The 22427-nt window shown below is 68.9% G+C and carries 20 protein-coding genes; 17 read left to right on the forward strand and 3 right to left on the reverse strand.

Annotation, left to right across the window (positions count from 1 at the left end; all coding sequences use genetic code 11):
* The first annotated feature begins 70 nt into the window (after positions 1–70).
* From FNH21_RS01875 to FNH21_RS01900, 6 genes are all read left to right on the forward strand, one after another.
* Positions 71–3925 (forward strand): multifunctional oxoglutarate decarboxylase/oxoglutarate dehydrogenase thiamine pyrophosphate-binding subunit/dihydrolipoyllysine-residue succinyltransferase subunit, encoded by a 3855-nt coding sequence (locus tag FNH21_RS01875; RefSeq protein ID WP_191931519.1) that lies wholly within the window; start codon positions 71–73, stop codon positions 3923–3925.
* Positions 3926–4046: 121 nt separating this feature from the next.
* The gene (locus FNH21_RS01880; protein WP_191931520.1) at positions 4047–4646 is read left to right on the forward strand and encodes a GDSL-type esterase/lipase family protein; all 600 of its coding nucleotides are present in this window, start codon (positions 4047–4049) and stop codon (positions 4644–4646) included.
* 228 nt (positions 4647–4874) lie between these two features.
* Positions 4875–6659, forward strand: a complete 1785-nt coding sequence (locus FNH21_RS01885) for an ABC transporter family substrate-binding protein (RefSeq protein ID WP_152811901.1) — start codon at positions 4875–4877, stop codon at positions 6657–6659.
* A gap of 105 nt (positions 6660–6764) precedes the next feature.
* Positions 6765–8297: an ABC transporter permease subunit gene (locus tag FNH21_RS01890; protein ID WP_191931521.1), complete on the forward strand. Its 1533-nt coding sequence runs from the start codon at positions 6765–6767 to the stop codon at positions 8295–8297.
* Between the two features lie 8 nt (positions 8298–8305).
* Positions 8306–9340: an ABC transporter permease gene (locus FNH21_RS01895; RefSeq protein WP_241742694.1), complete on the forward strand. Its 1035-nt coding sequence runs from the start codon at positions 8306–8308 to the stop codon at positions 9338–9340.
* Positions 9340–11130 (forward strand): ABC transporter ATP-binding protein, encoded by a 1791-nt coding sequence (locus tag FNH21_RS01900; protein ID WP_152811903.1) that lies wholly within the window; start codon positions 9340–9342, stop codon positions 11128–11130. Before FNH21_RS01895 ends, FNH21_RS01900 begins: the two co-directional genes overlap by 1 nt.
* A gap of 76 nt (positions 11131–11206) precedes the next feature.
* On the opposite strand, the gene FNH21_RS01905 is transcribed toward FNH21_RS01900, so the two are convergent.
* Positions 11207–12172: a zinc-binding dehydrogenase gene (locus FNH21_RS01905; protein ID WP_152811905.1), complete on the reverse strand. Its 966-nt coding sequence runs from the start codon at positions 12170–12172 to the stop codon at positions 11207–11209.
* 161 nt (positions 12173–12333) lie between these two features.
* On the opposite strand from FNH21_RS01905, the gene FNH21_RS17480 reads away from it, so the two are divergent.
* Positions 12334–12408 carry a 50S ribosomal protein bL37 gene (locus FNH21_RS17480; RefSeq protein WP_369299106.1) on the forward strand — a complete coding sequence of 25 codons (75 nt, stop codon included), beginning with the start codon at positions 12334–12336 and terminating at the stop codon, positions 12406–12408.
* Between the two features lie 96 nt (positions 12409–12504).
* Here the strand turns inward: FNH21_RS17480 and rsrA are convergent, their stop codons facing one another.
* Together rsrA and FNH21_RS01915 are read right to left on the reverse strand one after the other, a co-directional pair.
* On the reverse strand, positions 12505–12765 hold the full coding sequence (gene rsrA / locus FNH21_RS01910; protein WP_152811907.1) for a mycothiol system anti-sigma-R factor: 261 nt from the start codon (positions 12763–12765) through the stop codon (positions 12505–12507).
* On the reverse strand, positions 12762–13460 hold the full coding sequence (locus tag FNH21_RS01915) for a sigma-70 family RNA polymerase sigma factor (protein ID WP_241742825.1): 699 nt from the start codon (positions 13458–13460) through the stop codon (positions 12762–12764). Before FNH21_RS01915 ends, rsrA begins: the two co-directional genes overlap by 4 nt.
* A 346-nt stretch (positions 13461–13806) precedes the next feature.
* Here FNH21_RS01915 and FNH21_RS01920 point away from each other — a divergent pair, with 346 nt between their 5' ends.
* The 10 genes from FNH21_RS01920 (at position 13807) to FNH21_RS01965 (ending at position 22399) form a co-directional block, all read left to right on the forward strand.
* On the forward strand, positions 13807–14355 hold the full coding sequence (locus FNH21_RS01920) for a DoxX family membrane protein (RefSeq protein ID WP_191931522.1): 549 nt from the start codon (positions 13807–13809) through the stop codon (positions 14353–14355).
* Between the two features lie 8 nt (positions 14356–14363).
* Positions 14364–15719 (forward strand): 3-phosphoshikimate 1-carboxyvinyltransferase, encoded by a 1356-nt coding sequence (aroA, locus tag FNH21_RS01925; protein ID WP_152811909.1) that lies wholly within the window; start codon positions 14364–14366, stop codon positions 15717–15719.
* Complete coding sequence (gene rsgA / locus FNH21_RS01930; protein WP_152811911.1) at positions 15716–16846, forward strand: ribosome small subunit-dependent GTPase A; 1131 nt, start codon at positions 15716–15718, stop codon at positions 16844–16846. Before aroA ends, rsgA begins: the two co-directional genes overlap by 4 nt.
* Before the next feature lie 158 nt (positions 16847–17004).
* Entirely contained in the window at positions 17005–17208 is a 204-nt protein-coding gene (locus tag FNH21_RS01935) for a cold-shock protein (RefSeq protein WP_043446208.1), read from the forward strand.
* A 136-nt stretch (positions 17209–17344) separates the two neighbouring features.
* On the forward strand, positions 17345–18154 hold the full coding sequence (hisN, locus tag FNH21_RS01940; RefSeq protein ID WP_152811913.1) for a histidinol-phosphatase: 810 nt from the start codon (positions 17345–17347) through the stop codon (positions 18152–18154).
* Positions 18155–18181: 27 nt separating this feature from the next.
* Positions 18182–18943, forward strand: a complete 762-nt coding sequence (locus tag FNH21_RS01945; RefSeq protein ID WP_152811915.1) for a class I SAM-dependent methyltransferase — start codon at positions 18182–18184, stop codon at positions 18941–18943.
* Positions 18944–18974: 31 nt separating this feature from the next.
* Complete coding sequence (locus FNH21_RS01950) at positions 18975–19898, forward strand: metal ABC transporter substrate-binding protein (protein ID WP_152811917.1); 924 nt, start codon at positions 18975–18977, stop codon at positions 19896–19898.
* Positions 19895–20713, forward strand: coding sequence for a metal ABC transporter ATP-binding protein (locus FNH21_RS01955; protein WP_422108733.1), 819 nt, complete (start codon positions 19895–19897; stop codon positions 20711–20713). The genes FNH21_RS01950 and FNH21_RS01955 overlap by 4 nt, the downstream gene beginning before the upstream one ends.
* A gap of 1 nt (position 20714) precedes the next feature.
* Positions 20715–21659, forward strand: a complete 945-nt coding sequence (locus tag FNH21_RS01960) for a metal ABC transporter permease (RefSeq protein ID WP_152811919.1) — start codon at positions 20715–20717, stop codon at positions 21657–21659.
* Positions 21659–22399, forward strand: a complete 741-nt coding sequence (locus tag FNH21_RS01965; protein ID WP_152811921.1) for a metal-dependent transcriptional regulator — start codon at positions 21659–21661, stop codon at positions 22397–22399. Before FNH21_RS01960 ends, FNH21_RS01965 begins: the two co-directional genes overlap by 1 nt.
* The last annotated feature ends 28 nt before the right edge of the window (positions 22400–22427 follow it).

The raw sequence follows: 22427 nt of genomic DNA on the forward strand, positions 1-22427 counted from the left end.
AGACACGGCTTCGCGCCGATCCTGCCGACCGCTCCGCGCTCAGGGCAACTTACGGAAGAGGCGTTTACACGTGCCAGAACAGACCAGCCACCGGTTACCTGAAGAATTCGGCGGGAACGAGTGGCTTGTTGACGAACTCTACGAGCAGTTCCAGAAGGACCGCCACTCGGTCGACCGGAAGTGGTGGGAGCTCTTCGATTCGTTCGATGCGGAGTCGGCGCCTGCGGAGAACGGACGCCCCTCGGCGTCGAAGCCAGCCGATCCCGCGACCGCACCCGCGTCGACCAGGCCCCAGGCCCCTGCTGCCGGAAGCCCCACATCGTCGGTGACGGCCCATCCGCCGACCAAGGAACTCCCCGTCGTCACGGCGGAGGCACCCGCACCCAAGGCGTCGGGCGAGAGCCCGGCCAGTACGCAGGAGAGCGGCAAGCCTCCCGTGGCGAAGGAACCGGCCAGGAAGCCCGAGACCTCCCGCGAGGAGAAGTCCGCCGCCAAGCCCATCCCTGCGCAGCTCCCGGCCTCGGACCGGAATGCCGAGATGGACGAGAACAAGGTCAGTGTGCTGCGTGGACCCGCCAAGGCGATCGCCACCAACATGGAGGCCAGCCTCACCGTCCCGACCGCGACCAGCGTCCGCGCCATCCCCGCGAAGCTGCTGATCGACAACCGCGTGGTCATCAACAGCAACCTCGCGCGCGCCCGGGGCGGCAAGGTCTCGTTCACGCACCTCATCGGCTACGCGATCATCCGGGCGCTGGCCCAGTTCCCCTCGCAGAACGTCTACTACGACGTGATCGACGGCAAACCGTCCGCCGTGCAGCCCGCGCACGTGAACTTCGGTCTCGCCATCGACATGCCGAAGCCGGACGGCACGCGCTCGCTCGTGGTGCCGAACATCAAGAAGGCCGAGACCATGAACTTCTCGGAGTTCTGGCACGCCTACGAGGCCCTCGTGAGGAAGGCCCGCGCGGGCAAGCTCGGTGCCGACGACTACGCCGGCACCACGGTGTCCCTCACCAATCCCGGCGGGATCGGGACGGTGCACTCCGTGCCCCGGCTCTCCAGGGGACAGGCCTGCATCATCGGAGCGGGCGCCCTCGAGTACCCTGCCGAGTTCCAGGGTTCGAGCGAGAAGACCCTGGCCAAGCACGCCATCAGCAAGACGATCACGCTGACCTCGACCTACGACCACCGCGTCATCCAGGGCGCGGGCAGCGGCGAGTTCCTGCGGATCATCCACCAGCTCCTGCTGGGTGAGCAGGGCTTCTACGACGAGATCTTCGAGTCGCTGCGGATCCCTTACGAGCCGGTGCGCTGGAGTGCCGACATCCAGGTGGATCCGATGGACCAGATCAACAAGGTCGCCCGGATCCAGCAGCTCATCCACGCCTACCGCGTGCGTGGCCATCTCATGGCGGACACGAACCCCCTCGAGTACGTGCAGCGCAAGCACGCCGATCTCGACATCCGCACGCACGGGCTGACGCTGTGGGACCTCGACCGCGAATGGCCGACCGGTGGGTTCGGCGGCCAGCCGATGCTCAAGTTCCGCGACATGCTCGGCGTCCTCCGTGATGCCTACTGCCGCACCACGGGCATTGAGTACATGCACCTGCAGGACCCCGCCGAGCGGCAGTGGTTCCAGGACGAGCTGGAGCACCCCTACTCCAAGCCGAGCCGCGAGGAGCAGCTGCGCATCCTGCACAAGCTCAATTCGGCGGAGGCCTTCGAGACGTTCCTCCAGACGAAGTTCGTCGGGCAGAAGCGCTTCTCCCTCGAGGGCGGCGAGTCGCTCATCCCGCTGCTCGACGCCGTCATCTCCGGAGCAGCGGACGACGGCCTCGACGAGGTCGCGATCGGTATGGCCCACCGCGGCCGACTGAACGTGCTCACGAACATCGCCGGCAAGACCTACGCGCAGGTGTTCCGCGAGTTCGAGGGTACGCAGGACCCGCGCTCCGTCCAGGGTTCCGGTGACGTGAAGTACCACCTCGGCACCGAGGGGACCTTCACCTCCGACGCCGGCAACGAGACGAAGGTCTACCTGGCTGCCAATCCCTCGCACCTCGAGGCCGTCGACCCCGTGCTCGAGGGCATCGTCCGCGCCAAGCAGGACCTGCTCGACCAGGGCGAGACCTTCCCGGTGCTGCCGATCCTCATCCACGGCGACGCGGCCTTCGCGGGCCAGGGCGTCGTCGCGGAGACCCTGAACCTCTCGCAGCTGCGCGGGTACCGCACGGGCGGCACCATCCATGTGATCGTCAACAACCAGGTCGGCTTCACCACCAGCCCGACGTCGTCGCGCTCGTCGGTGTACTCGACGGACGTCGCGAAGATGGTCCAGGCCCCGATCTTCCACGTGAACGGGGACGATCCCGAGGCCGTGGTGCGCGTGGCGCAGATGGCGTACCAGTTCCGCCAGCGCTTCAACAAGGACGTCGTCATCGACATGGTGTGCTACCGCCGCCGTGGGCACAACGAGGGTGACGACCCCTCGATGACGCAGCCGATGATGTACAACCTCATCGAGGCGAAGCGCTCGGTCCGCAAGCTCTACACCGAGGCGCTCATCGGGCGCGGGGACATCACGCAGGAGGAGGCGGAGCAGGCGCTCCGCGACTACCAGGAACGCCTGGAGCGCGTATTCGCGGAGACGCACGCCGCTCAGACCTCGCCCATCCCCGTGATCACGAAGGATCCCCAGGCGGTGTCCGACCTCGAGCGTCCTTACGCCCAGCAGGCCGACGGCGCCGCGGGCGCTGCACCTCAGACGGCGATCAGCGCGGAGACCCTGGCCCACATCGGTGCCGCGCACACCTCGATCCCCGACGGCTTCACCGTCCATCCCAAGCTGAAGGCCCTCCTGGAGAAGCGTGAGCAGATGGCGCGCGAGGGTGGCATCGACTGGGGCTTCGGCGAGATCGCGGCCTTCGGATCGCTGCTCATGGAGGGCGTGCCCGTGCGGCTCGCCGGCCAGGACTCACGGCGCGGCACCTTCGTGCAGCGCCACGCGGTCTTCCACGACCGCGCGACGGGCCACGAGTGGCTGCCCCTGGACGACCTCGCTCAGGACCAGGCGAAGTTCTGGGTCTACGATTCCCTGCTCAGCGAGTACGCGGCGATGGGCTTCGAGTACGGCTACTCCGTGGAGCGGCCCGATGCCCTGGTGATCTGGGAGGCGCAGTTCGGCGACTTCGTCAACGGCGCGCAGACGATCATCGACGAGTTCATCAGCTCGGCCGAACAGAAGTGGGGCCAGCGGTCCTCGCTGGTCCTCATGCTCCCGCACGGCTACGAGGGGCAGGGGCCGGACCACTCGTCCGCCCGGATCGAACGCTTCCTCCAGATGTGCGCCGAGCAGAACATGGTGGTCGCCAACCCCAGCAGTGCGGCGTCCCACTTCCACCTGCTGCGCCGCCACGCGTACACCCGGCCGAGGAAGCCCCTCGTGATCTTCACGCCGAAGCAGCTGCTCCGTCTCAAGGGTGCGGCGAGCTCGGTCGAGGACTTCACGCAGGGCACGTTCCGCCCGGTCATCCCCGACACGCTCGGGACCTCGGGCAAGGACGTCGAGCGCGTGATCATGGTGTCCGGCAGGCTGTACTACGACCTCCTGGCGTCACGGCAGAAGCTCGACGACGACCGGACGGCCATCGTCCGCGTCGAGCAGCTCTACCCGCTCCCCGTGGAGGAGATCAGGGCCGCCGTCGGTGCGTACCCGAACGCCGAGCTCGTGTGGGCGCAGGACGAGCCGGCGAACCAGGGGCCATGGCCGTTCATCGGCCTGAACCTGCCGCAGGAGCTGGACCGGCCCCTCAGGCTCGCCAGCCGACCGGCCTCGGCCTCGACCGCCACGGGCTCGGCCAAGAACCACGCGATCGAGCAGGAACTGCTCATCAAGAAGGCGTTCGGCCGGCAGAAGTAAGCCATCAGTATGATGTCAGGTGGGGCCCATGGCCCCACCTGATGTCTTTTAAGGGATCGAGGCCGGCAGGCAGCGCCGCCGGACCCACCCGCACACCGACGACCAGCACACCGAGGGACCAGTGGAACAACGCAGAATCCGGCTAGCAGCAGTGGGCGACGAACTCCTCGCGGGGATCGGTGATCCCCGCGCCCTCGGCTGGCTCGGTCGCGTCATGGCCCGCACGCGCCCCGACAACGCCGTGATCGAGGCCTTCAGCCTCCCCGCGCCCGCCGAGGGCACGGAAGCGCTGGCGAACCGCTGGTTGCAGGAGGCGGGCCGCCGCTTCGCGGATGGACACGAGAACCGTCTGGTCATCGGCCTGTCGGACCGCGATCTCGATCTCGACCTCTCCACCGCCCGCAGCCGGCTCAACCTCGCGAACATCCTCGACGGCGCGTCCCAGTCGAGCGTCAAGGTCCTGGTGGTCGGGCCGCCCCCCGGCCTCGACGCCGAGCGGAACAGGCGCCTGGCCGATCTGTCCGCAGCCTTCGGAGACGTCACGACGCGACGCAAGCACGTCTTCGTCGATACGTTCACCCCGCTGCTGGCGCACGAGCAGTGGCGGCACGACCTCGCCGCCAACGGCGGCACCCCCGGGCAGGCCGGATACGGCCTCATGGCGTGGCTGGTGCTGCACCGGGGCTGGTTCCAATGGCTCGACGTGCCCGCGCCAGAGTAGACCCGCTTCGCGCAGGAAGGCCCCGATGACACGCCGTCGTCGGGGCTTTTGCGTTCCTCAGAAACCTTATATTTCACAGAGGTAACGAATGGGTTATCAATGGTTCACTGAGTGTCTAGAGGCAACGATCGTTCGCTATGCTGACCCAGTGTGATTGCCGTCACTGCCGCAATCCGCCTCGAGGGTCATGACTGCGTCCCTCGCGCCAAGCACAGTAAGGACTATCGAATGCGTAATAAGCGCACCTTGACGCTCGCCGCACTGTCCATCGGAGCGCTCATGCTGAGCGCCTGTGGATCGGCGGGCGGAACCGCTGAGACCCCGGCGTCGGAAGGCGCCTCGGAAGACCTGGCGACCACCATCAACATCGCGATCAGCCAGGCTCCCACGGGCTACAACGGCAACACCGCCAGCACCAACTCGGTCTACAACACCTACGTGGACAACCTGACGTCGGCGGGCTTCGCAGCCTTCACGGCCGCAGGCGAACTGGAGCCGAACACCGAGTTCGGTACGTACGAGAAGACCAGCGACGATCCCCTGACCGTCAAATACACCATCAACGAAGATGCTGTGTGGTCCGACGGCACGCCGATCGACTTCGACGACGTGCTGCTGACCTGGGCGGCCCTGTCCGGCACCCACCCGAGCGGCGAGACGGACCCGGAGACGGGCGAGGAAGCCGACATCTTCCAGGCTGCGTCGACCAACGGCTTCGCCCTCATGGAGAAGATCGAGGGCGAGCCCGGAGCCAAGGAGTTCGAGACCGTCTTCTCCGAGCCCTACGCGGACTGGGAAGCGCTGCTCACCCCGGGCACACTGATGCCGGCGCACATCGCCGCTGAACAGGGTGGCATGTCACCCGAGGGCGACGGCGCGGAACTGGTCGAAGCCATCCAGGCAGACGACATCGAGGCCCTCAAGCCGGTCGCCGAGTTCTGGAACGCGGGCTGGAACTACGAGGTGGATCTCCCGACCCTTCCCGACACCGCGCTGCTGCCCTCCTCCGGCCCCTACAAGCTGGACAACGCGGTCAACGGCACCCTGACCCTGGTCAAGAACGACCAGTACTGGGGCGAGGAGCGCGCAGGCAAGACCGACACCATGGTCTTCAAGACCATCGTGGACGAGGAAGCGGTCCAGGCCCTGCAGAACGGTGACGTCGACGTCATCGATCCCTCGAGCCCCACGGTCGATACCAAGGCGGCGCTCGAGCAGATCGGCGAGAACGTCACGGTCGACACCGGGACGTCGCTCACCTTCTCGCACATCGACCTGGACCAGCGTCCCGGAGCCGTCTTCGAGGACGTCAAGGTGCGCCAGGCCTTCCAGGCCTGCGTTCCCCGCGCGGACATGGTCGACAAGTTCGTCACGCCGATCGACCCCGAGGGTACGGTCATGAACCTGCGCGAGTACCAGCCGGGACAGCCCGACTACGACACGGTCCTCGACGGTGCCCCTGCCGCACAGGGCGACGGGACCGCCGACATCGAAGGCGCGAAGGCCCTCCTCGCCGAGGCCGGCAAGACCGAGCCCGTCAAGGTCTCCCTGATGTTCGCCTCGACCAGCCAGCTCCGCGCCGACATGGTCGCTCTCGTCAAGGACTCCTGTGACAAGGCCGGCTTCGAGATCATCCCGCAGCCCGAGGCCGAGTGGAGCGCCAAGCTCTCGCAGCCCGGGTCCTGGGACGCCGTCATCTTCGGCTGGTCCGGTTCGGGCCTGGTGGCCTCGGGTGAGTCCATCTACATCTCCGAGGGTGCACAGAACTTCGGCGGCTACGCCGACGAAGAGGTCGACCGCCTGTGGAGCGAGATCGTCACCAACACCGACGAGGAGCAGGTCGTCCCGCTCAAGACCGAGATGGAACAGCGCCTCGCGGAGACCCAGTACAACGTGGTGCTCTACGCGAACGCGGACATCATCGGGTACTCCTCCAAGCTCCAGGGCGTGGAACTGAACCCGACGCAGACCGGCATCACCTGGAATGCCTACAGCTGGACGAAGCAGAACTGATCGCTCATTCCGGCTGACGCATGAGGACGGGCAGGCTCCCACGGGCCTGCCCGTCCCTGTGCCCGGCCGCCGCGCCAGCCTGCACCGTTTCCTAGGAGCCCCCACGTGTTCTACTTCATCGCCAAGCGGACGATCATCTCGTTCTTCATCATGCTCGCAGCGACCACGCTGATGTACTTCCTCACCATCTCGTCGGGCGACCCCTTCGAGGACCTCGGTGAGACGAGCGGCCCCGAGAAGGCCGCGACGATCGCGGCACGGACTGCAGCCATGAACCTGGACGTCCCGCCCATCCCCCGCTACTTCCTCTGGCTCCAGGACGTCGGCCACTGCCTCGTCCCGGGCGGCATCAGCTGCACGCTCGGCCAGGACCGCACCGGGGCGGCCGTCCTCCCCCAGCTCGAGAACGCCATCGGCTCGACGCTGCGACTCGTCGTCGTCGCCACCGTGCTGGCCCTGGTCCTCGGTGTCGTCGTCGGGATCGTCACGGCGATCCGCCAGTACAGCACCTTCGACTACTCGGTCACCTTCATCTCCTTCCTGCTGTTCTCCCTGCCCCTGTTCTGGCTCTCCACGCTGCTGAAGCAGTACCTGGCGATCGACCTCAACACCTGGCTGGCGAATCCGCAGTTCTCCTACCTCACGATCGCCCTGATAGGGGTGGTCGCCGGCGTGGTCTGGGCGATCGTCGTCGGTGGTGACCGGCGGCGTCGCCTCATGGTGTTCGGCATCGCCGCCGTCGCCACCGCGCTGGCGCTCTACCTGCTCCTCGTCACGGGCTGGTTCGTCGCGCCCGGCTTCGGCGTCGTGGGCATGCTCGTCTCAGCGGCGGGCATCGCCGTCCTGTGGACCGCCCTGCTCGCCGGATTCCGCCGTCGTCGCGTGCTGAACGCCGCCCTCGCCGCTGCGGGCGTGAGCTTCGTCGGCTACCTCGTCTCGATCCCCCTCCTGTCGGATCCCAACTGGTTCCTCGTCATCGTGCTCGTCGTGGCCCTGGCCGTCGTCTCCTACGTCGTGGCCGGGGTGGTCGGCGGTCCGTTCCGCGCGCAGGCCGCCAAGATCGGGGCCGTGATCGCCGTGTCGGTGAGCCTGCTGATCGTGCTCGACCGCCTCCTGCAGGCCTACCCCACCCTGTCCGCCAAGGCGGGTGGGCGCCCGATCCCGACCACCGGATCGCAGTCGGCCAACCTCGAGGGCACGTTCTGGGAGATCAACCTCGACTACGCACTGCACCTGATCCTGCCGACGATCGCCCTCACTCTGATCTCCTTCGCCACCTACACCCGCTACACCCGCGCGAGCCAGCTCGACGTGATGAACCAGGACTACATCCGCACCGCCCGGGCCAAGGGCCTCAGCGAACGGACCGTGCTGGTCAAGCACGCGTTCCGCAACGCGATGATCCCGATCACCACGCTGATGGCGTTCGACTTCGCCGGCGTCCTCGGTGGCGCCGTCATCACCGAGCAGGTCTTCGGCTGGAACGGCATGGGCAAGATGTTCGTCGACGGCATCGCGAACGTGGATCCGGGGCCGGTCATGGCCTTCTTCCTCGTCGTCGGGACGGCCGCCGTGCTGTTCAACATGCTCGCCGACATCGCCTACGCCTTCCTCGACCCGCGCATCACCCTGAGCTAGGACCCCCCATGACTCCACACGACAAGAACCGGGACGACTCCCGAGCATCCGTCGAGCTGTCCGAGATGACCCTGCAGAGCCAGGACACGGACATCTCGACGGCCCGGCCCACCAGGGACCAGACGGACCGCATCCGCACCACGGAGGCCAAGAGCCAGGGCAGGCTGATCCGCGAGCGGTTCTTCCGGCACAAGGGCGCCCTCGCCGGCATAGCCCTGCTGGTCCTCATCTTCATCCTCGCCTTCAGCTCCATCGGTTTCGCCGGCCTCCCGGGCTGGTGGAACAAGGAATACGACGTCCTCGCTCCCCGGTTCAACGAAGGTCGGCCCACGCTCACGCTGTGGCCCTTCAGCCTCGGCGAGCATCCGTTCGGGCAGGACGTCCTGGGCCGCGACTACTTCGCGCTCACGATGCGCGGCACCCAGACCTCGCTGATCATCGCCTTCATCGTCGGGCTCGTCGCCATGGTGATCGGCACCACGGTCGGCGCGCTGGCCGGATACTTCCGCGGCTGGACCGAGGCGTTCCTGATGCGGATCACCGACGTCGTCATCACCATCCCCACCGTCGTCATCGCCGCGGCGGTGGCCGGGATCGTCGCGAAGGCCGGGATCATCCCCTTCGCCGTGTTCCTCGGTGTCGTCACCTGGACAGGCCTCGCGCGGCTCGTGCGCGGCGAGTTTCTGTCGTTGCGGGAGAAGGAGTTCGTCGAATCGGCGAAGTCCGTGGGCGCCAGCTCGTTCCGCATCATCTTCCGCCACATCCTGCCGAACACGGTGGGGGTGATCATCGTCTCGACGACCCTCGCCATCTCCGGAGCCATCCTGCTGGAGACCGCACTGAGCTACCTCGGTCTCGGCGTCGTCGCGCCGGATACCTCGCTCGGCAAGGCCATCAACGACAACCGCTCCGCGCTGACGGTCCGGCCGTGGCTGTTCCTCTGGCCGGGCGCCTTCATCATCGGCATCGCCCTGGCCGTCAACTTCATCGGCGACGGCCTGCGAGACGCGTTCGACCCCAAGCAGACAAGGGTGAAGCAGTAATGGCAGCACACAGTTCCGTCGTCATCTCCGACGAGCAGGTCCCCCTCGGGAACGGCCCCATCCTCGCCGTGAAGGGACTCGGCGTCGACTTCAACGTCGACAACGAGTGGGTCATGGCCGCCGAGGACGTCTCCTACGAGATCCACCCCGGTGAGATCCTCGCGATCGTCGGCGAGTCCGGCTCGGGCAAGAGCATGTCCTCCATGGCACTGCTCGGGCTCCTGCCCCGCAACGGACGCTCGCACGGCAGTGCGAGGATGCTCGGCAAGGAGCTCATCGGCGCCCCGCAGGGGACGCTGCGCCGCGTACGCGGCAATGAGATCGCGATGATCTTCCAGGAGCCCATGACGGCGCTCAACCCGGTCCTCACCGTCGGTGAGCAGATCCGCGAGGCCGTCGAGCAGCACACCGAGCTCTCCCCCGCCCAGGCGAAGAAGCGCGCCATCGAGCTGCTGCGCATGGTCGAGATCCCCGAGGCGGAACGCCGCTACGACTCGTTCCCGCACCAGTTCTCCGGCGGTCAGCGCCAGCGCGCCATGATCGCCATCGCCCTCGCCAACGACCCGATGCTCCTGATCGCGGACGAACCGACGACGGCGCTCGACGTCACGGTGCAGGCGGAGGTGCTGGACCTGCTGCGCAAGCTGAACAAGCGGCTGAACAGCGCGGTCCTGCTCATCACCCACGACATGGGCGTGGTCGCCGATCTCGCGGACCACGTCGTGGTCATGGAGAAGGGCCGGATCGTCGAGGCCGCTCCCACGGCCCGGCTGTTCGCCGCCCCGACGGAGGCGTACACCCAGCAGCTCCTCGGGGCGGTCCCCCACCTGGGCTCGAAGGTCGGCGGGGTGCTCGCCGACGTCGAGGTGGTGGACGGGCATCTCAGCATCCACGAGGAGTACGCCGAGGCCGCCCTCCGCGCCCGGGAGACGCACACCGCGTCGGGCGTCGTCCCGGCCCTGGAACTCACGGATGTGGACATCGAGTACCCGGGGCGCTTCCGTCAGCCTCCCTTCAAGGCGGTCAACGGCGTCTCGCTGACCATCAACCCCGGCGAGGTCATGGGTCTCGTCGGCGAGTCGGGCTCCGGCAAGTCGACGATCGCGCGCGCGGTCACGGGCCTCATCAGGACCTCCGGCGGCAGGGTGAGGATCGGCGGCACCGACATCACGGAGCTGACGGCGCGGCAGCTCCTGCCGCTGCGCAAGAAGTTCGCGATCGTGTTCCAGGATCCCGCGGCGTCGCTGAATCCGAGGTTGTCGATCGGTGACAGCATCGGCGAACCGCTGCTCCTCCACGAGAAGCTGGGCCGCGGCGAACTGGACAAGCGCGTCGCCTCCCTGCTGGAGGACGTGCAGCTGCCGGTGGCGTTCCGCAATCGGTACCCGCACGAGCTCTCCGGTGGCCAGCGCCAGCGCGTCGGGATCGCCCGGGCCCTGTCGCTGCAGCCTGACCTCCTCGTGGCCGACGAACCCACCTCGGCCCTCGACGTGTCCGTGCAGGCGAAGGTCCTCGAGCTCCTGCAGGAGCTGCAGCGCGAGCGGGGCTTCGCCTGCCTGTTCGTCAGTCACGACCTCGCCGTCGTCGAGCTCCTGGCCAGCCACATCGCTGTCCTCAACAAGGGCAACCTCGTGGAGCAGGGCAGCACCGAGCAGGTGCTGAAGTACCCGCGCGACGCCTATACCCGGAGGCTCCTCGCCGCCGCTCCGGTCCCGGACCCCGCGGTGCAGGCCCTGCGGCGGGAGCAGCGCACCGCCATCCTCGCCGCCGGAGCCACCGACCAGGACTGACGCAGCAGGCGAAAGGGACCCTCCATGCCGGAGGGTCCCTTTCGTGTTCCGGCCGGTCCGGACGGAGCCGGAGCGGCTAGTGGCGGAAGACGATCTTCCCGAACACCTCGCCGTCCAGCATGCGCCGGAAGCCCTGTGCGGCGTCCTCGAGCGGCAGCACGCTGTCGATCACCGGCTTGACCCCGGTCGTCACGAGGAAACGCGTCAGCCGGATCAGCTCCTCCCGCGTGCCCATGGTGGAACCGAGCACCCGCAGCTGGAGGAAGAACACCCGGTTGAGATCGGCCGACGGCGCGGGGCCGCTGGTCGCCCCGCAGGTCACGATCGTCCCACCCGGCACGAGGGACTTCAGGGAGTGGCCCCAGGTCGCCTCCCCCACCGAGTCGAAGACCACGTCGACGCGCTCGGGAAGGCGCGCGCCGTCGTCGAACACGCGATCCGCGCCCAGGTCGAGGGCGCGCCGGCGCTTCTCCTCGCTCCGGCTGGTGGCCCACACGCGGAATCCGGCGGCAGCCGCCAGCGCGATGACCGCGGACGCGACCCCTCCGCCGGCGCCCTGCACCAGGACCGTGGAACCCGGCGCGGCCGGCGACACGGTGAACAGCATCCGGTAGGCGGTGAGCCAGGCCGTCGGGAGGCAGGCCGCCTCCTCGAAGGTGAGCTCGGGAGGCTTGGGCACGAGATTGCGCTCGGGCACCCAGACCTCGTCCGCCATGGTGCCTGGGTACTGCTCCGACAGCAGCGAACGTTTCGGGTCCAGCGTCTCGTCGCCCCGCCAGCCCGCGGAGGACACGACGCCGTGCACGATCACCTCGTCGCCGTCGTCGTCGACCCCTGCCGCGTCGCAGCCGAGCACCATCGGGAGCCGCTCCCCGGGCAGGCCCACACCCCGCAGGGACCAGAGGTCGTGATGATTGAGGCAGGACGCGACGACCCTGACGCGGCGGAAACCGGTTGGTGCCTCCGGAAGCTCGAGCTCCCCGACGGTCAGGCCGGCGAGGGGATCCTCCGCGGACTGGGTGGCTACATAGGCAGCACGCATGCACAAGCTCCTTCGGTCGTGGCTGGTCCGACCATCCTAGGGGCCGCCTCCCCGGCGGGCAGGGGACGGTGCCCCGCTGTTTAGGTGACGCCCGTTGCCGTATGGGAGACTGGGGTGCAGTTCTGCACGACTACAGTGCCTGAAGAAGAAGGAGGCAGCCCATGAGCAAGCGAGCACGCAAGCGTCGCGACCGCAAGCGCGGAGGCGCGAACCACGGTAAGCGCCCCAACACCTGAGTCCAGGCGTGAGATGCACAACGACAGAACCTCTGGCCCCGAAGGGTCCGGAGGTTCTGTCGTTCTACGGTCGGATGACGTACCCCGCCGGCAGGGTCAGTGGTCCACCATCTTCAGGTGGCTGATGCGATCGAGGATGCTGGCCTTCAGCGTGGACGGCGCCACCTCGGTGCAGGACCGCTTCACCACGGAGCGGATCACGCACTCGAGATCGTGCTCCTCCGCGCACTGCGGGCACCCGTCCAGGTGGTCCTTGATGTCCACCAGGTCCTGATGCGACAGCGCACCGTCCAGGTACTCGTACAGCCGTTCGATCCTCGAGTCGGCGCAGTCGCCCATGCTCCCGCAATCGCTCATTTCTCCATCTCCTGTTCTGTGCCCGCTGCCTTCGCGCCGCCGGCCGTCACCCGGGCCCTGGCGCCTGTGCCGTCCCCGAGACCCCGCTCGTAGGCGTACTCCGCGAGAAGCTCGCGCAGCAGCTTTCGGCCACGATGCAGCCGGGACATGACGGTCCCGATGGGCGTGTTCATGATTTCCGATATCTCCTTGTACGCGAAGCCCTCGACATCGGAGAAGTAGACGGCAAGCCTGAACTCCTCGGGGATGGCCTGCAGCGCACTCTTGACGTCCGAGTCGGGCAGGTGGTCGAGCGCCTCCGCCTCGGCGGAGCGCAGCCCCATCGACGTGTGCTCGGCGGCCTTCGCGAGCTGCCAGTCCTCGATCGTGTCCGAGTGCGACTGCAGGGGCTCGCGCTGCCTCTTGCGGTACAGGTTGATGTAGGTGTTCGTGAGGATGCGGTACAGCCACGCCTTGAGGTTGGTGCCCGGCTTGTACTGGTGGAAGGCGGAGAACGCCTTGGTGTACGCCTCCTGCACCAGGTCCTCCGCATCGCTGGGATTGCGGGCCATACGCATGGCGGCCGAGTAGAGCTGGTCGACGTACTGCATCGCGTCACGCTCGAAGCGCGCCTTGCGGTCGGACTCCGACTCCGTCGATACGTCCAGCTGTGCGTCTTCGGCCTGGTTGCTGCCTGCGGGGGCTGTTGTATTCATCGAGTCGAAGTCTACGCGTCCGCCCCGTCGCGACGCCGGGGCGCCGGCGCGCTGCACCGTCGTCGACAGCTGGAAATCCGGCCTGCCGATCGTCGCCGTCTGGAGAACCGTCATCGGTGCATCCCCTTCCGTTCGGGTTCCTGTACACCCTCTCCAACCTCCGGCCGGGACCTTCTATTCCTGCACGTCCGCCCGCAGCCGGTCCGCTGCGGGGCCGCTGCAACCTCGGCACCCGTCGCGGTCACTGATCGCACGGCCCGGCGCGGCATGCAAAACTAGACTCAGCGTGCTTCGTATCCGTCCAAGCAATGCCCGGCAGAAGCCGCCGGGCAACCAGGAGGCAGTTGTGACCCTTGTCCGCGTAATCGCCCGTCCCATGATCGCCGGCAGCTTCGTGTTCTCCGGCGTCGACCGGCTCCGCAACGCCGGAGCCACCGCACCGCAGCTGAAGCCCGTGCTGGCCGGCGTCACGAAGGTGGTCCCCTCGGCCGCCGCCATCACCGGGAACGAGAAGCTCGTGGGCCAGGTGCTCGGCGCAACGCAGGTCGGCGCCGCACTGCTGCTGGGCATCGGCCGGTTCTCCCGCGTCGCCGCGCTGCTGCTCACGGTCACCGCGACGGTCAACGCCCTCGTCGACTACCGCTCGGCCGATTCGGCCACGAAGGAGGGCAAGAAAGCCCGCCGCACCCAGCTGCTGAAGAATCTCTCACTGATCGGCGCCGTCCTGCTCGCCGCCGTGGACACCAACGGCCGCCCGGGCCTCGCCTGGCGGGCCGAGCACCTCGCCATGGACGCGAAGAAGAACGCGACCGGCCTCGGCAAGGACGCGCGGAAGCAGCTGAAGAAGGCCGACAAGGCCGTGCGCAAGACCGCCGCCGACGTCGTCGGTTCCTAGACTCCGTGATGATCTCCCCAGGCGGGGTGCCCGGCCAGACCATGTGGCGGGCGCCCCGCCTGACGCATGCCGTGGACGCAGCCATCTCGGTTCCGGGCTCCAAGTCCCTCACGAATCGCTACCTCGTGCTCGCGGCGCTGGCCGATGGTCCGTGCGTCCTCCGCCGCCCCCTGCACTCCCGTGACTCCGCCCTGATGATCGCCGCGCTGCGCTCGCTCGGTGCCGTGATCGACGAGGTGCCGGGCGACGGCGACTTCGGGCCCGACCTGCGTGTCACGCCCCTTCCCACGGGTGCGCGCGAACCGGCCGCACGAACCGTCGACTGCGGCCTCGCGGGGACGGTCATGCGCTTCGTCCCGGCGCTGGCTGGCCTGGTCACCGGGACCACGGCCTTCGACGGCGATCCCCACGCGCGCCGCCGCCCGATGGGGGCGATCATCGATGCGCTGCGCGGCCTCGGCATCAGCATCGACGACGGCGGCGCGGGTTCGTTGCCCTTCACCATCGAGGGCCGGGGCGGGGTGCGGGGCGGCCGACTCGTTGTCGACGCGTCCGCCTCCTCGCAGTTCGTGTCCGCGCTGCTGCTCGTCGGCGCGCGATTCGACGAGGGACTGCACCTCGAGCACGTCGGCAAGCCCGTGCCGAGCCTCGACCACGTCCGCATGACCGTCGAGACCCTGCGCTCCCTCGGCGTCGCGGTGGACGACTCCGTCCCGGACCACTGGCACGTGTCCCCGGGCCCCATCGCCGCGTTCGACGTCGCGATCGAGCCGGACCTCTCCAACGCCGGACCATTCCTGGCGGCCGCCGTCGTCACGGGCGGCACCATCCGCATCCGCAACTGGCCGTCCGGCACCACGCAGGTCGGCGACGAATGGCGCCGCATCCTGCCCCTGATGGGTGCGACGGCGACGCTCGACGGCGGCACCCTGACCGTGACCGGCGGGCGGTCGATCTCCGGCGGAGTCTTCGCGGACACCTCCGAGCTGGCCCCGACCGTGGCAGCGCTGTGTGCCCTCGCGACGACGCCGTCGACCCTCACCGGGATCGCGCACCTCCGCGGCCACGAGACCGATCGGCTGGCAGCCCTCGCCGCCGAGATCACCGCACTGGGCGGAAGGGTTCAGGAGACGGCCGACGGCCTCGTGATCGAGCCCGCCCCGCTGCACGGCGGCGTCTTCCACACCTACGAGGACCACCGCATGGCGACCGCCGGGGCGATCCTCGGCCTCGCCGTCGAGGGCGTGCAGGTCGAGAACATCGGCACGACGGCGAAGACCATGCCGGAGTTCCCCGAACTCTGGGCGGCCGTCGCGTCCACCGCCACGGCGTCCACCACGATCGAGTCGGGCGCCCGGTCATGAGCGAGGCCGGCAACCGCAGGGGTTCGCGCGCCTGGGACGAGTCGGACGTCCGGATCCGCCCCAACAAGAAGGGCACGCGCCCGCGGACCAAGACACGTCCCGCCTACGACGATGCGGTGATCGGTCGCGTGGTCACGGTGGATCGCGGCCGCTACACCACGGTGGTCGAGGAGGACACACCGGGCGAGCGGATCGTCGTGGCCGCCCGGGCACGGGAGCTGCGGCGCAACGCCGTCGTCGCCGGTGACCTCGTGGCCCTCGTGGGAGACCTGTCCGGCGGACCGGACTCCCTGGCGCGGCTCGTACGGATCGAGGAACGGCGCACCGTGCTGCGGCGCAGCGCCGACGACACGGACCCGGTGGAGCGCGTCGTCGTCGCCAACGCCGACCAGCTGGTCATCGTCGTCGCGGCGGCCAACCCCGAGCCGAGGACCGGCTTCATCGACCGCGCGCTCGTGGCCGCGTACGACGCCGGGATCGAGCCGCTGCTGTGCATCACCAAGACCGATCTCCGGGACCCCGCGGACCTGCTCGCCAACTACGAGCACCTCGACCTGCGGGTCATCATCAGCCGGACGGACGAGGGCGTGGGCATCGAGGCCACGTCCGACGACGGCGAATCCGCACGGCTCTCGCACGGAGCCGTGGACGCCCTGCGGGACGAGCTCGACGGCCAGGTCAGCGTGCTGCTGGGACACTCGGGCGTGGGCAAGTCCACCATGGTGAACGCCCTCACCGGGTCCACCCGCGCGACGGGCGGCGTCAACGCCGTCACCGGGCGCGGGCGCCACACGTCGTCGTCCGCCCTCGCCCTGAAGGCCGCGGACGCATCCCCCGGTACCTGGATCATCGACACCCCCGGCATCCGCTCCTTCGGGCTGGCGCACGTCGACGCGGACCGCATCCTCCAGGCGTTCCCCGACCTCGAGCCCGGGACCGAGCGCTGCGAGCGTGGCTGCCGGCATGATGACAACGCGGTGGACTGCGGCCTGGACGGCTTCGTCGCCGAGGGGCTCGCGGGCGACTCGGGTCCGGTCCGGCTTGCGAGCCTCCGCCGGCTGCTGACGGCCGGGATCGCCGACCCCCGGGGCAACGCGCACGATGCGAAGGAGCTGGGCCAGCAGTAGGCGAGGAACTGCTAGACTGGCATCTGTTGTTGTTTGCGCATTAAATTTCAAGCCTTGACCCTCCACCTGGAGTTCGACAGCTTTTGACGTAAAGCGGTTAACGAACACCACGATGAGCCCCGAACGTCGGGACGCTCTCCCAGGTAAGGATGTACAACATGGCTACTGGCACAGTGAAATGGTTCAACGCCGAAAAGGGCTTCGGCTTCATCGCTCCCGAGGACGGCGGCGCTGACGTGTTCGCCCACTTCTCCGCGATCAACTCGAACGGCTACCGTTCCCTCGAAGAGAACCAGAAGGTCAACTTCGAGACCACCCAGGGCCCCAAGGGTCCCCAGGCCGAGAACATCACCGTTCTCTGATCCTGCTCGGCACCGCTGACGCGGTGCCGGATCGAAAGCCACCGCGCGGCGAGAGCCCGCGGTGGCTTTTCGCTGTCATGACCCGCCGGCCGCGCCCCGGCATGCGCGGGCCCGCCGGGAGGATAGGTTGATCGGTATGAGTTTCATGCAGGGCTACAACGACGACCTCCGGCTCGCGCACATCATGGCCGACTCCGTCGACGACCAGACGATGTCCCGCTTCAAGGCCCTCGACCTCCGGATCGAGACCAAGCCGGACCTCACGCCCGTGACCGACGCCGACAAGGGCGCCGAGGAGGCGATCCGCGGGCAGCTCTCGAGGGCCCGGCCCCGCGACGCCGTGCTCGGCGAGGAGTTCGGCAGCACCGGCTCCGGCTCACGCCGCTGGGTGATCGACCCTATCGACGGCACCAAGAATTTCGTCCGCGGCGTCCCCGTGTGGGCGACGCTCATCTCGCTGGTCGACGACGGCAAGCCCGTCGTCGGTGTCGTCAGTGCTCCCGCCCTGGGCAAGCGGTGGTGGGCCGCGGAGGGCACCGGCGCCTACACCGGCAAGTCCCTCGCCGCGGCCCAGCGCCTCAGGGTCTCCAACGTCTCCCGCCTCGAGGACGCCTCGCTCTCCTACTCCAGCCTGTCCGGCTGGCGCGAGCGTGGGGCACTCGCCGAGTTCGTCAACCTGACGGACCGCGTGTGGCGGACGCGTGCCTACGGCGACTTCTGGTCCTACTGCCTCGTGGCCGAGGGCGCCGTCGACATCGCCTGTGAACCCGAACTGAACCTGTACGACATGGCGGCCCTCGTCCCCATCGTGACCGAGGCCGGCGGCCGCTTCACCTCGCTCGACGGCGAGGACGGACCCCACGGCGGGAACGCACTCGCCACCAACGGGACACTCCACAGCGAGGTCCTCCGCACGCTCAATCCCGATGTGGACGATCTCCTCTAGCAGCCGCCCGGCACCTGGACACACAGCATGAGCATCGGCCCCAGGCTCGACGACGACCGCCGGCGGGAGCTGGCGGGCGCCTACCTCTCGGGCGCCGGGCGCTACGACCGCGTGCGGCCCGGCTATCCCCCTGCCGTGGCCGACTGGATCGTCCCGGCGGACGCGCGCCAGGCGGTCGACGTCGGCGCCGGGACGGGACTGTTCACCCGTGATCTCGTGGAGCGGGGGATCGAGGCCACGGCGATCGATCCCTCCGAGGACATGCTCGCCGTCCTCGCCACGCACCTGCCGGAGGTTCCCGCCGTCGTCGGCACCGCCGAGCACACGGGTCTCCCCCGGTCCTCCGCCGATCTGCTGGTGCTCGCGCAGACCTGGCACTGGTGCGACCACGCAGCCACCGTTCGGGAGGCCGCCCGCGTGCTGAGGCCCGGCGGCAGGCTCGCCGTGGTGTGGAACCAGCTCGATGTCTCCCTGCCCTGGGTCCACAGGCTCTCGAGGATCATGCACGCCGGGGACGTGTTCTCCCCCGAGGACCGCCCGTCCTTCGGCCCGTCCTTCGGCCCGTCCGAGGAGCTGCTCGTGCACTGGACGCAGGAACTCGCCGTCGAGGACGTCGTCGACCTGGCCCGGTCGCGGAGCTACTACCGGCGGGCGAGCCCGGCGCTGCGCTCACGGGTCGAGACCAACCTCTCGTGGTACCTGACGGACTACCTCGCCTTCCGGCCGGGAGCAGTGCTCCGCCTGCCCTACTACACCCATGCGTGGCGCGCGAACCTGCCCCTGCCCTAGATTTCGGCGTGCCTCGACGCTAGATTTAGGCATGCCTCAAAATCGGTCCGTCCTGGCGACGGGGCTGGCCGCCTTCGCTGCCTCCGTCCTGCTCGCCGGCTGTGCGGCGTCGGCCGGGGCAGCACCGGACCAGAGCCGGCAGGACGACCGCGCGCTGGTCCTGACCACCTTCTCCGTCCTGGCGGATCTCGCCGACACGGTGGGCGGGGGCCACGTCCGCGTGGAGTCGATCACGAAGGTCGGCGCGGAGATCCACGGGTACGAACCGACACCCTCGGACCTGGTCCGCGCCCAGGAGGCGGACCTCATCCTCGACAACGGACTCGGGCTGGAGCGATGGTTCGAGCGGTTCCTGAACTCGGTCGACGCGTCCCACGTGGTCCTCTCCGACGGCGTGGAACCGGTGGACATCCGATCCGGCGACTACACGGGGCGCGCGAATCCGCACGCATGGATGTCGCCGGTCGCCGCGCAGAGATACGTGGACAACACCGTCTCCGCCCTCTCGCGCCTCGAACCCGGCCACGCCGCCGATTTCGAGGAGAACGGCCGCGCACTGAAGGCCGAGCTCGACGCCATCCTCGACGACTTCAGGGCGGACATCGCCGGGATCGACGACCCGGCGCTGGTCAGCTGCGAAGGTGCGTTCTCCTACCTGGCGCGGGACGTGGGCCTGCAGGAAGCCTTCCTCTGGCCCGTCAATGCCGATTCGGAGGGCACCCCGCGCCAGATCCGCGGTGTCATCGATTTCGTCGAGGAGAACGACGTCCCGACGCTCTTCTGCGAGTCCACGGTCAATCCGTCCGCCCAGGAGCAGGTGGCCCTCGCCACGGGCGCCCGTCTCGGCGGGACCCTCTACGTCGATTCGCTCTCCACCGCGGACGGCCCGGTGCCGACGTTCGTCGACCTCATCCGCTACGACCTGCGGACCATCGCGGAAGGACTCTCCCGATGAGCAGCATGCCCACCGACCACGTGCCGCCGGGCGACGACCCGGAGGACGGTGCCCCGATCCTCGATGTCCGCGGGGTCAGTGTGACCTACGACGACGTGCAGGCGCTCGACGACGTCTCCGTGTCGCTGCGGGCCGGGAGCATCTGCGGCCTGATCGGCGTCAACGGTTCGGGCAAGTCGACGCTGTTCAAGGCACTGATGGGGCTCGTGGCCCCGCAGCAGGGCACGGTGGAGCTCTTCGGCCGGACGACGGCGGCGGCGCGGAGGGCGGGGCTCGTCGCGTACATGCCCCAGGCCGAAGAGGTGGACTGGACCTTCCCGGTGTCGGTGTCCGACGTCGTCGGCATGGGCGTATACGGGCGCCTCGGCGCCGCGCGCCGGCTCCGCCCGGCGGACCGCGCCGCCGTCGGCGAGGCCCTCGAGCGGGTGGGCCTGACGGACCTCGGGAGGCGCCAGATCGGCCGCCTCTCCGGCGGACAGCGCAAACGCGTGTTCATCGCCCGCAGTATCGCGCAGGACGCACGCCTGCTGCTGCTCGACGAGCCCTTCGCGGGAGTCGACCAGGCGAGCGAGCGCACCATGACCGCACTCCTGAGGGACCTGCGCGAGGAAGGCCGGTCGGTGCTCGTCTCGACGCACGACCTCGCGGGGGTACCGGAGTTCTGCGACGAGGCCGTCCTGCTGCACCGTCGGGTCCTCGCGCACGGACACCCTGCCGCGGTGCTGACCCAGGGCAACCTGGCTCGCGCCTTCGGGGCGGCCCCGTCCGACGACGACCCCCGCCCCCTCCATCCCGCCGCGACCGGAGAATCCTGACATGGACGTGCTCGCCTTTCTCGTCGAACCCCTGCAGTACGGCTTCCTCACCCGGGCACTGGCCGTGACCGTCGCCGCCGCCGTCGTCGCCGCGGTGCTCTCCTGCTGGCTGATCCTCATGGGCTGGTCGCTCATGGGCGACGCCGTGTCCCACGCCGTCCTCCCCGGGGTGGCGCTGGCGTACATCATCGGCATCCCGTTCTCGATCGGCGCCTTCGTCTTCGGCGCCGGCGCGGTGGCGCTCATCGGGATCGTCCGGTCGACGACGAAGCTCAAGGCCGACACGGTGATCGGCGTGGTGTTCACGGCACTGTTCGCCGCGGGGCTCGCGATCGTCTCCGCCACCCCGTCGCAGATCGACCTGATGCACATCCTCTTCGGTAACGTGCTCGGCGTCTCGTCGGGCGACGTCTGGCAGGTCCTCATCCTGGGGGCCGTCACGCTGGCGATCCTGCTGTTCAAGCGCCGGGACCTCACCCTGCTGGCGTTCGACCGCACGCATGCCCACGTGATCGGTCTCAACACCCGCTTCCTCTCGGCGCTCCTGCTGGGGCTCCTCGCCCTCACGGTGGTCGTCGGCCTGCAGGCCGTAGGGATCATCCTCGTCGTGGCGATGCTGATCACGCCCGGCGCCACGGCTTTCCTGCTCTCGCGCAGCTTCGACCGCATGCTGGTGATCGCCGTCGTCCTCACCGTCGCCGCGTCCGTCACGGGCATCTACGCCAGCTACTACCTCGACATCTCCACCGGGGCCGCCGTGGTGCTGAGCCAGGCGATCGTCTTCGCCGTCGTCTACCTCGTCGGTAGACCGGACGGCGTGCTGTGGCAGGCACGACGGCGGCGCCCGGGATCGCCCGTGGGCGGGCGGCGGCGGTCACCGGACGCCGTCGCTGCCGCCGTGGCCCCGCGACGCGGCGCCGACGACGCCGCGACGAGCGGCGCCTGATGGCCGGCCGGAAGGGCTCGGTGCTCAGCATCGAGTCCTCCAGCGTGCAGGACTACGTCAAGGCCGTCTACGCCTTCTCGGAGTGGCAGGGGGGCGACGTCACGGCGTCCCACCTCGCCGCGCGCCTCTCCGTCGCCAACTCCTCCGTCACGGGGATGGTCGCCAAACTGGTGGATCTCGGCCTCGCCGAGCACCGGAAGTACGGGCCCGTGAGCCTCACGCCGTCGGGCCGGGCGCTCGCCCTCGCCATGGTGCGGCGCCATCGCCTCATCGAGACCTTCCTCGTCACCGAGCTCGGTTACGGGTGGGACGAGGTGCACGACGAAGCCGAACTGCTCGAGCACACGGTCTCGGACGCCTTCATCGAGCGACTCGACGCCAAGCTCGGACGTCCCCGGCGTGACCCGCACGGGGACCCCATCCCGGCCGCGGACGGCACCGTCGTCTATCCGGTGGCGCACCGCCTCGACGGGCTGGACGACGGGCACACCGGCCGCCTCGTGCGCGTCAGCGACGACGATCCCGAGGTGCTGCGATATCTGGACATCGAGGGGATCCCGCTCGACGCGGACCTCCGGCTCGGGCGTCGGCAAGGGGGATCGCTGCTCGAACTGCACGTCGGGGTGGACGGCGCGCGGGCGCTCACCGTCGACGCGGTGCTCGCACGCGCCCTGTGGATCGAGAGCACCACGCCCCATCAGGGATGCACCCTTGCCGAACCCCGGTCGCCGCAGCGGTGACGACGCAGCAGTGACGCGCCGGTGAGGA

The organism is Arthrobacter bussei (genome assembly GCF_009377195.2).
In the GTDB taxonomy this organism is placed as follows: domain Bacteria; phylum Actinomycetota; class Actinomycetes; order Actinomycetales; family Micrococcaceae; genus Arthrobacter_D; species Arthrobacter_D bussei.

What these genes read in the sequence shown, in the direction of transcription:
- FNH21_RS01960 (WP_152811919.1), top strand. Translation starts at nt 20,715, where the DNA reads ATGGACGTGCTCGCCTTTCTCGTCGAACCCCTGCAGTACGGCTTCCTC.
- FNH21_RS01900 (WP_152811903.1), top strand. Translation starts at nt 9,340, where the DNA reads ATGGCAGCACACAGTTCCGTCGTCATCTCCGACGAGCAGGTCCCCCTC.
- FNH21_RS01935 (WP_043446208.1), top strand. Translation starts at nt 17,005, where the DNA reads ATGGCTACTGGCACAGTGAAATGGTTCAACGCCGAAAAGGGCTTCGGC.
- FNH21_RS01895 (WP_241742694.1), top strand. Translation starts at nt 8,306, where the DNA reads ATGACTCCACACGACAAGAACCGGGACGACTCCCGAGCATCCGTCGAG.
- FNH21_RS01905 (WP_152811905.1), bottom strand. Translation starts at nt 12,172, where the DNA reads ATGCGTGCTGCCTATGTAGCCACCCAGTCCGCGGAGGATCCCCTCGCC.
- FNH21_RS01955 (WP_422108733.1), top strand. Translation starts at nt 19,895, where the DNA reads ATGAGCAGCATGCCCACCGACCACGTGCCGCCGGGCGACGACCCGGAG.
- FNH21_RS01915 (WP_241742825.1), bottom strand. Translation starts at nt 13,460, where the DNA reads ATGAATACAACAGCCCCCGCAGGCAGCAACCAGGCCGAAGACGCACAG.
- hisN (WP_152811913.1), top strand. Translation starts at nt 17,345, where the DNA reads ATGAGTTTCATGCAGGGCTACAACGACGACCTCCGGCTCGCGCACATC.
- aroA (WP_152811909.1), top strand. Translation starts at nt 14,364, where the DNA reads ATGATCTCCCCAGGCGGGGTGCCCGGCCAGACCATGTGGCGGGCGCCC.
- rsgA (WP_152811911.1), top strand. Translation starts at nt 15,716, where the DNA reads ATGAGCGAGGCCGGCAACCGCAGGGGTTCGCGCGCCTGGGACGAGTCG.
- rsrA (WP_152811907.1), bottom strand. Translation starts at nt 12,765, where the DNA reads ATGAGCGATTGCGGGAGCATGGGCGACTGCGCCGACTCGAGGATCGAA.
- FNH21_RS01945 (WP_152811915.1), top strand. Translation starts at nt 18,182, where the DNA reads ATGAGCATCGGCCCCAGGCTCGACGACGACCGCCGGCGGGAGCTGGCG.
- FNH21_RS01965 (WP_152811921.1), top strand. Translation starts at nt 21,659, where the DNA reads ATGGCCGGCCGGAAGGGCTCGGTGCTCAGCATCGAGTCCTCCAGCGTG.
- FNH21_RS01885 (WP_152811901.1), top strand. Translation starts at nt 4,875, where the DNA reads ATGCGTAATAAGCGCACCTTGACGCTCGCCGCACTGTCCATCGGAGCG.
- FNH21_RS01950 (WP_152811917.1), top strand. Translation starts at nt 18,975, where the DNA reads ATGCCTCAAAATCGGTCCGTCCTGGCGACGGGGCTGGCCGCCTTCGCT.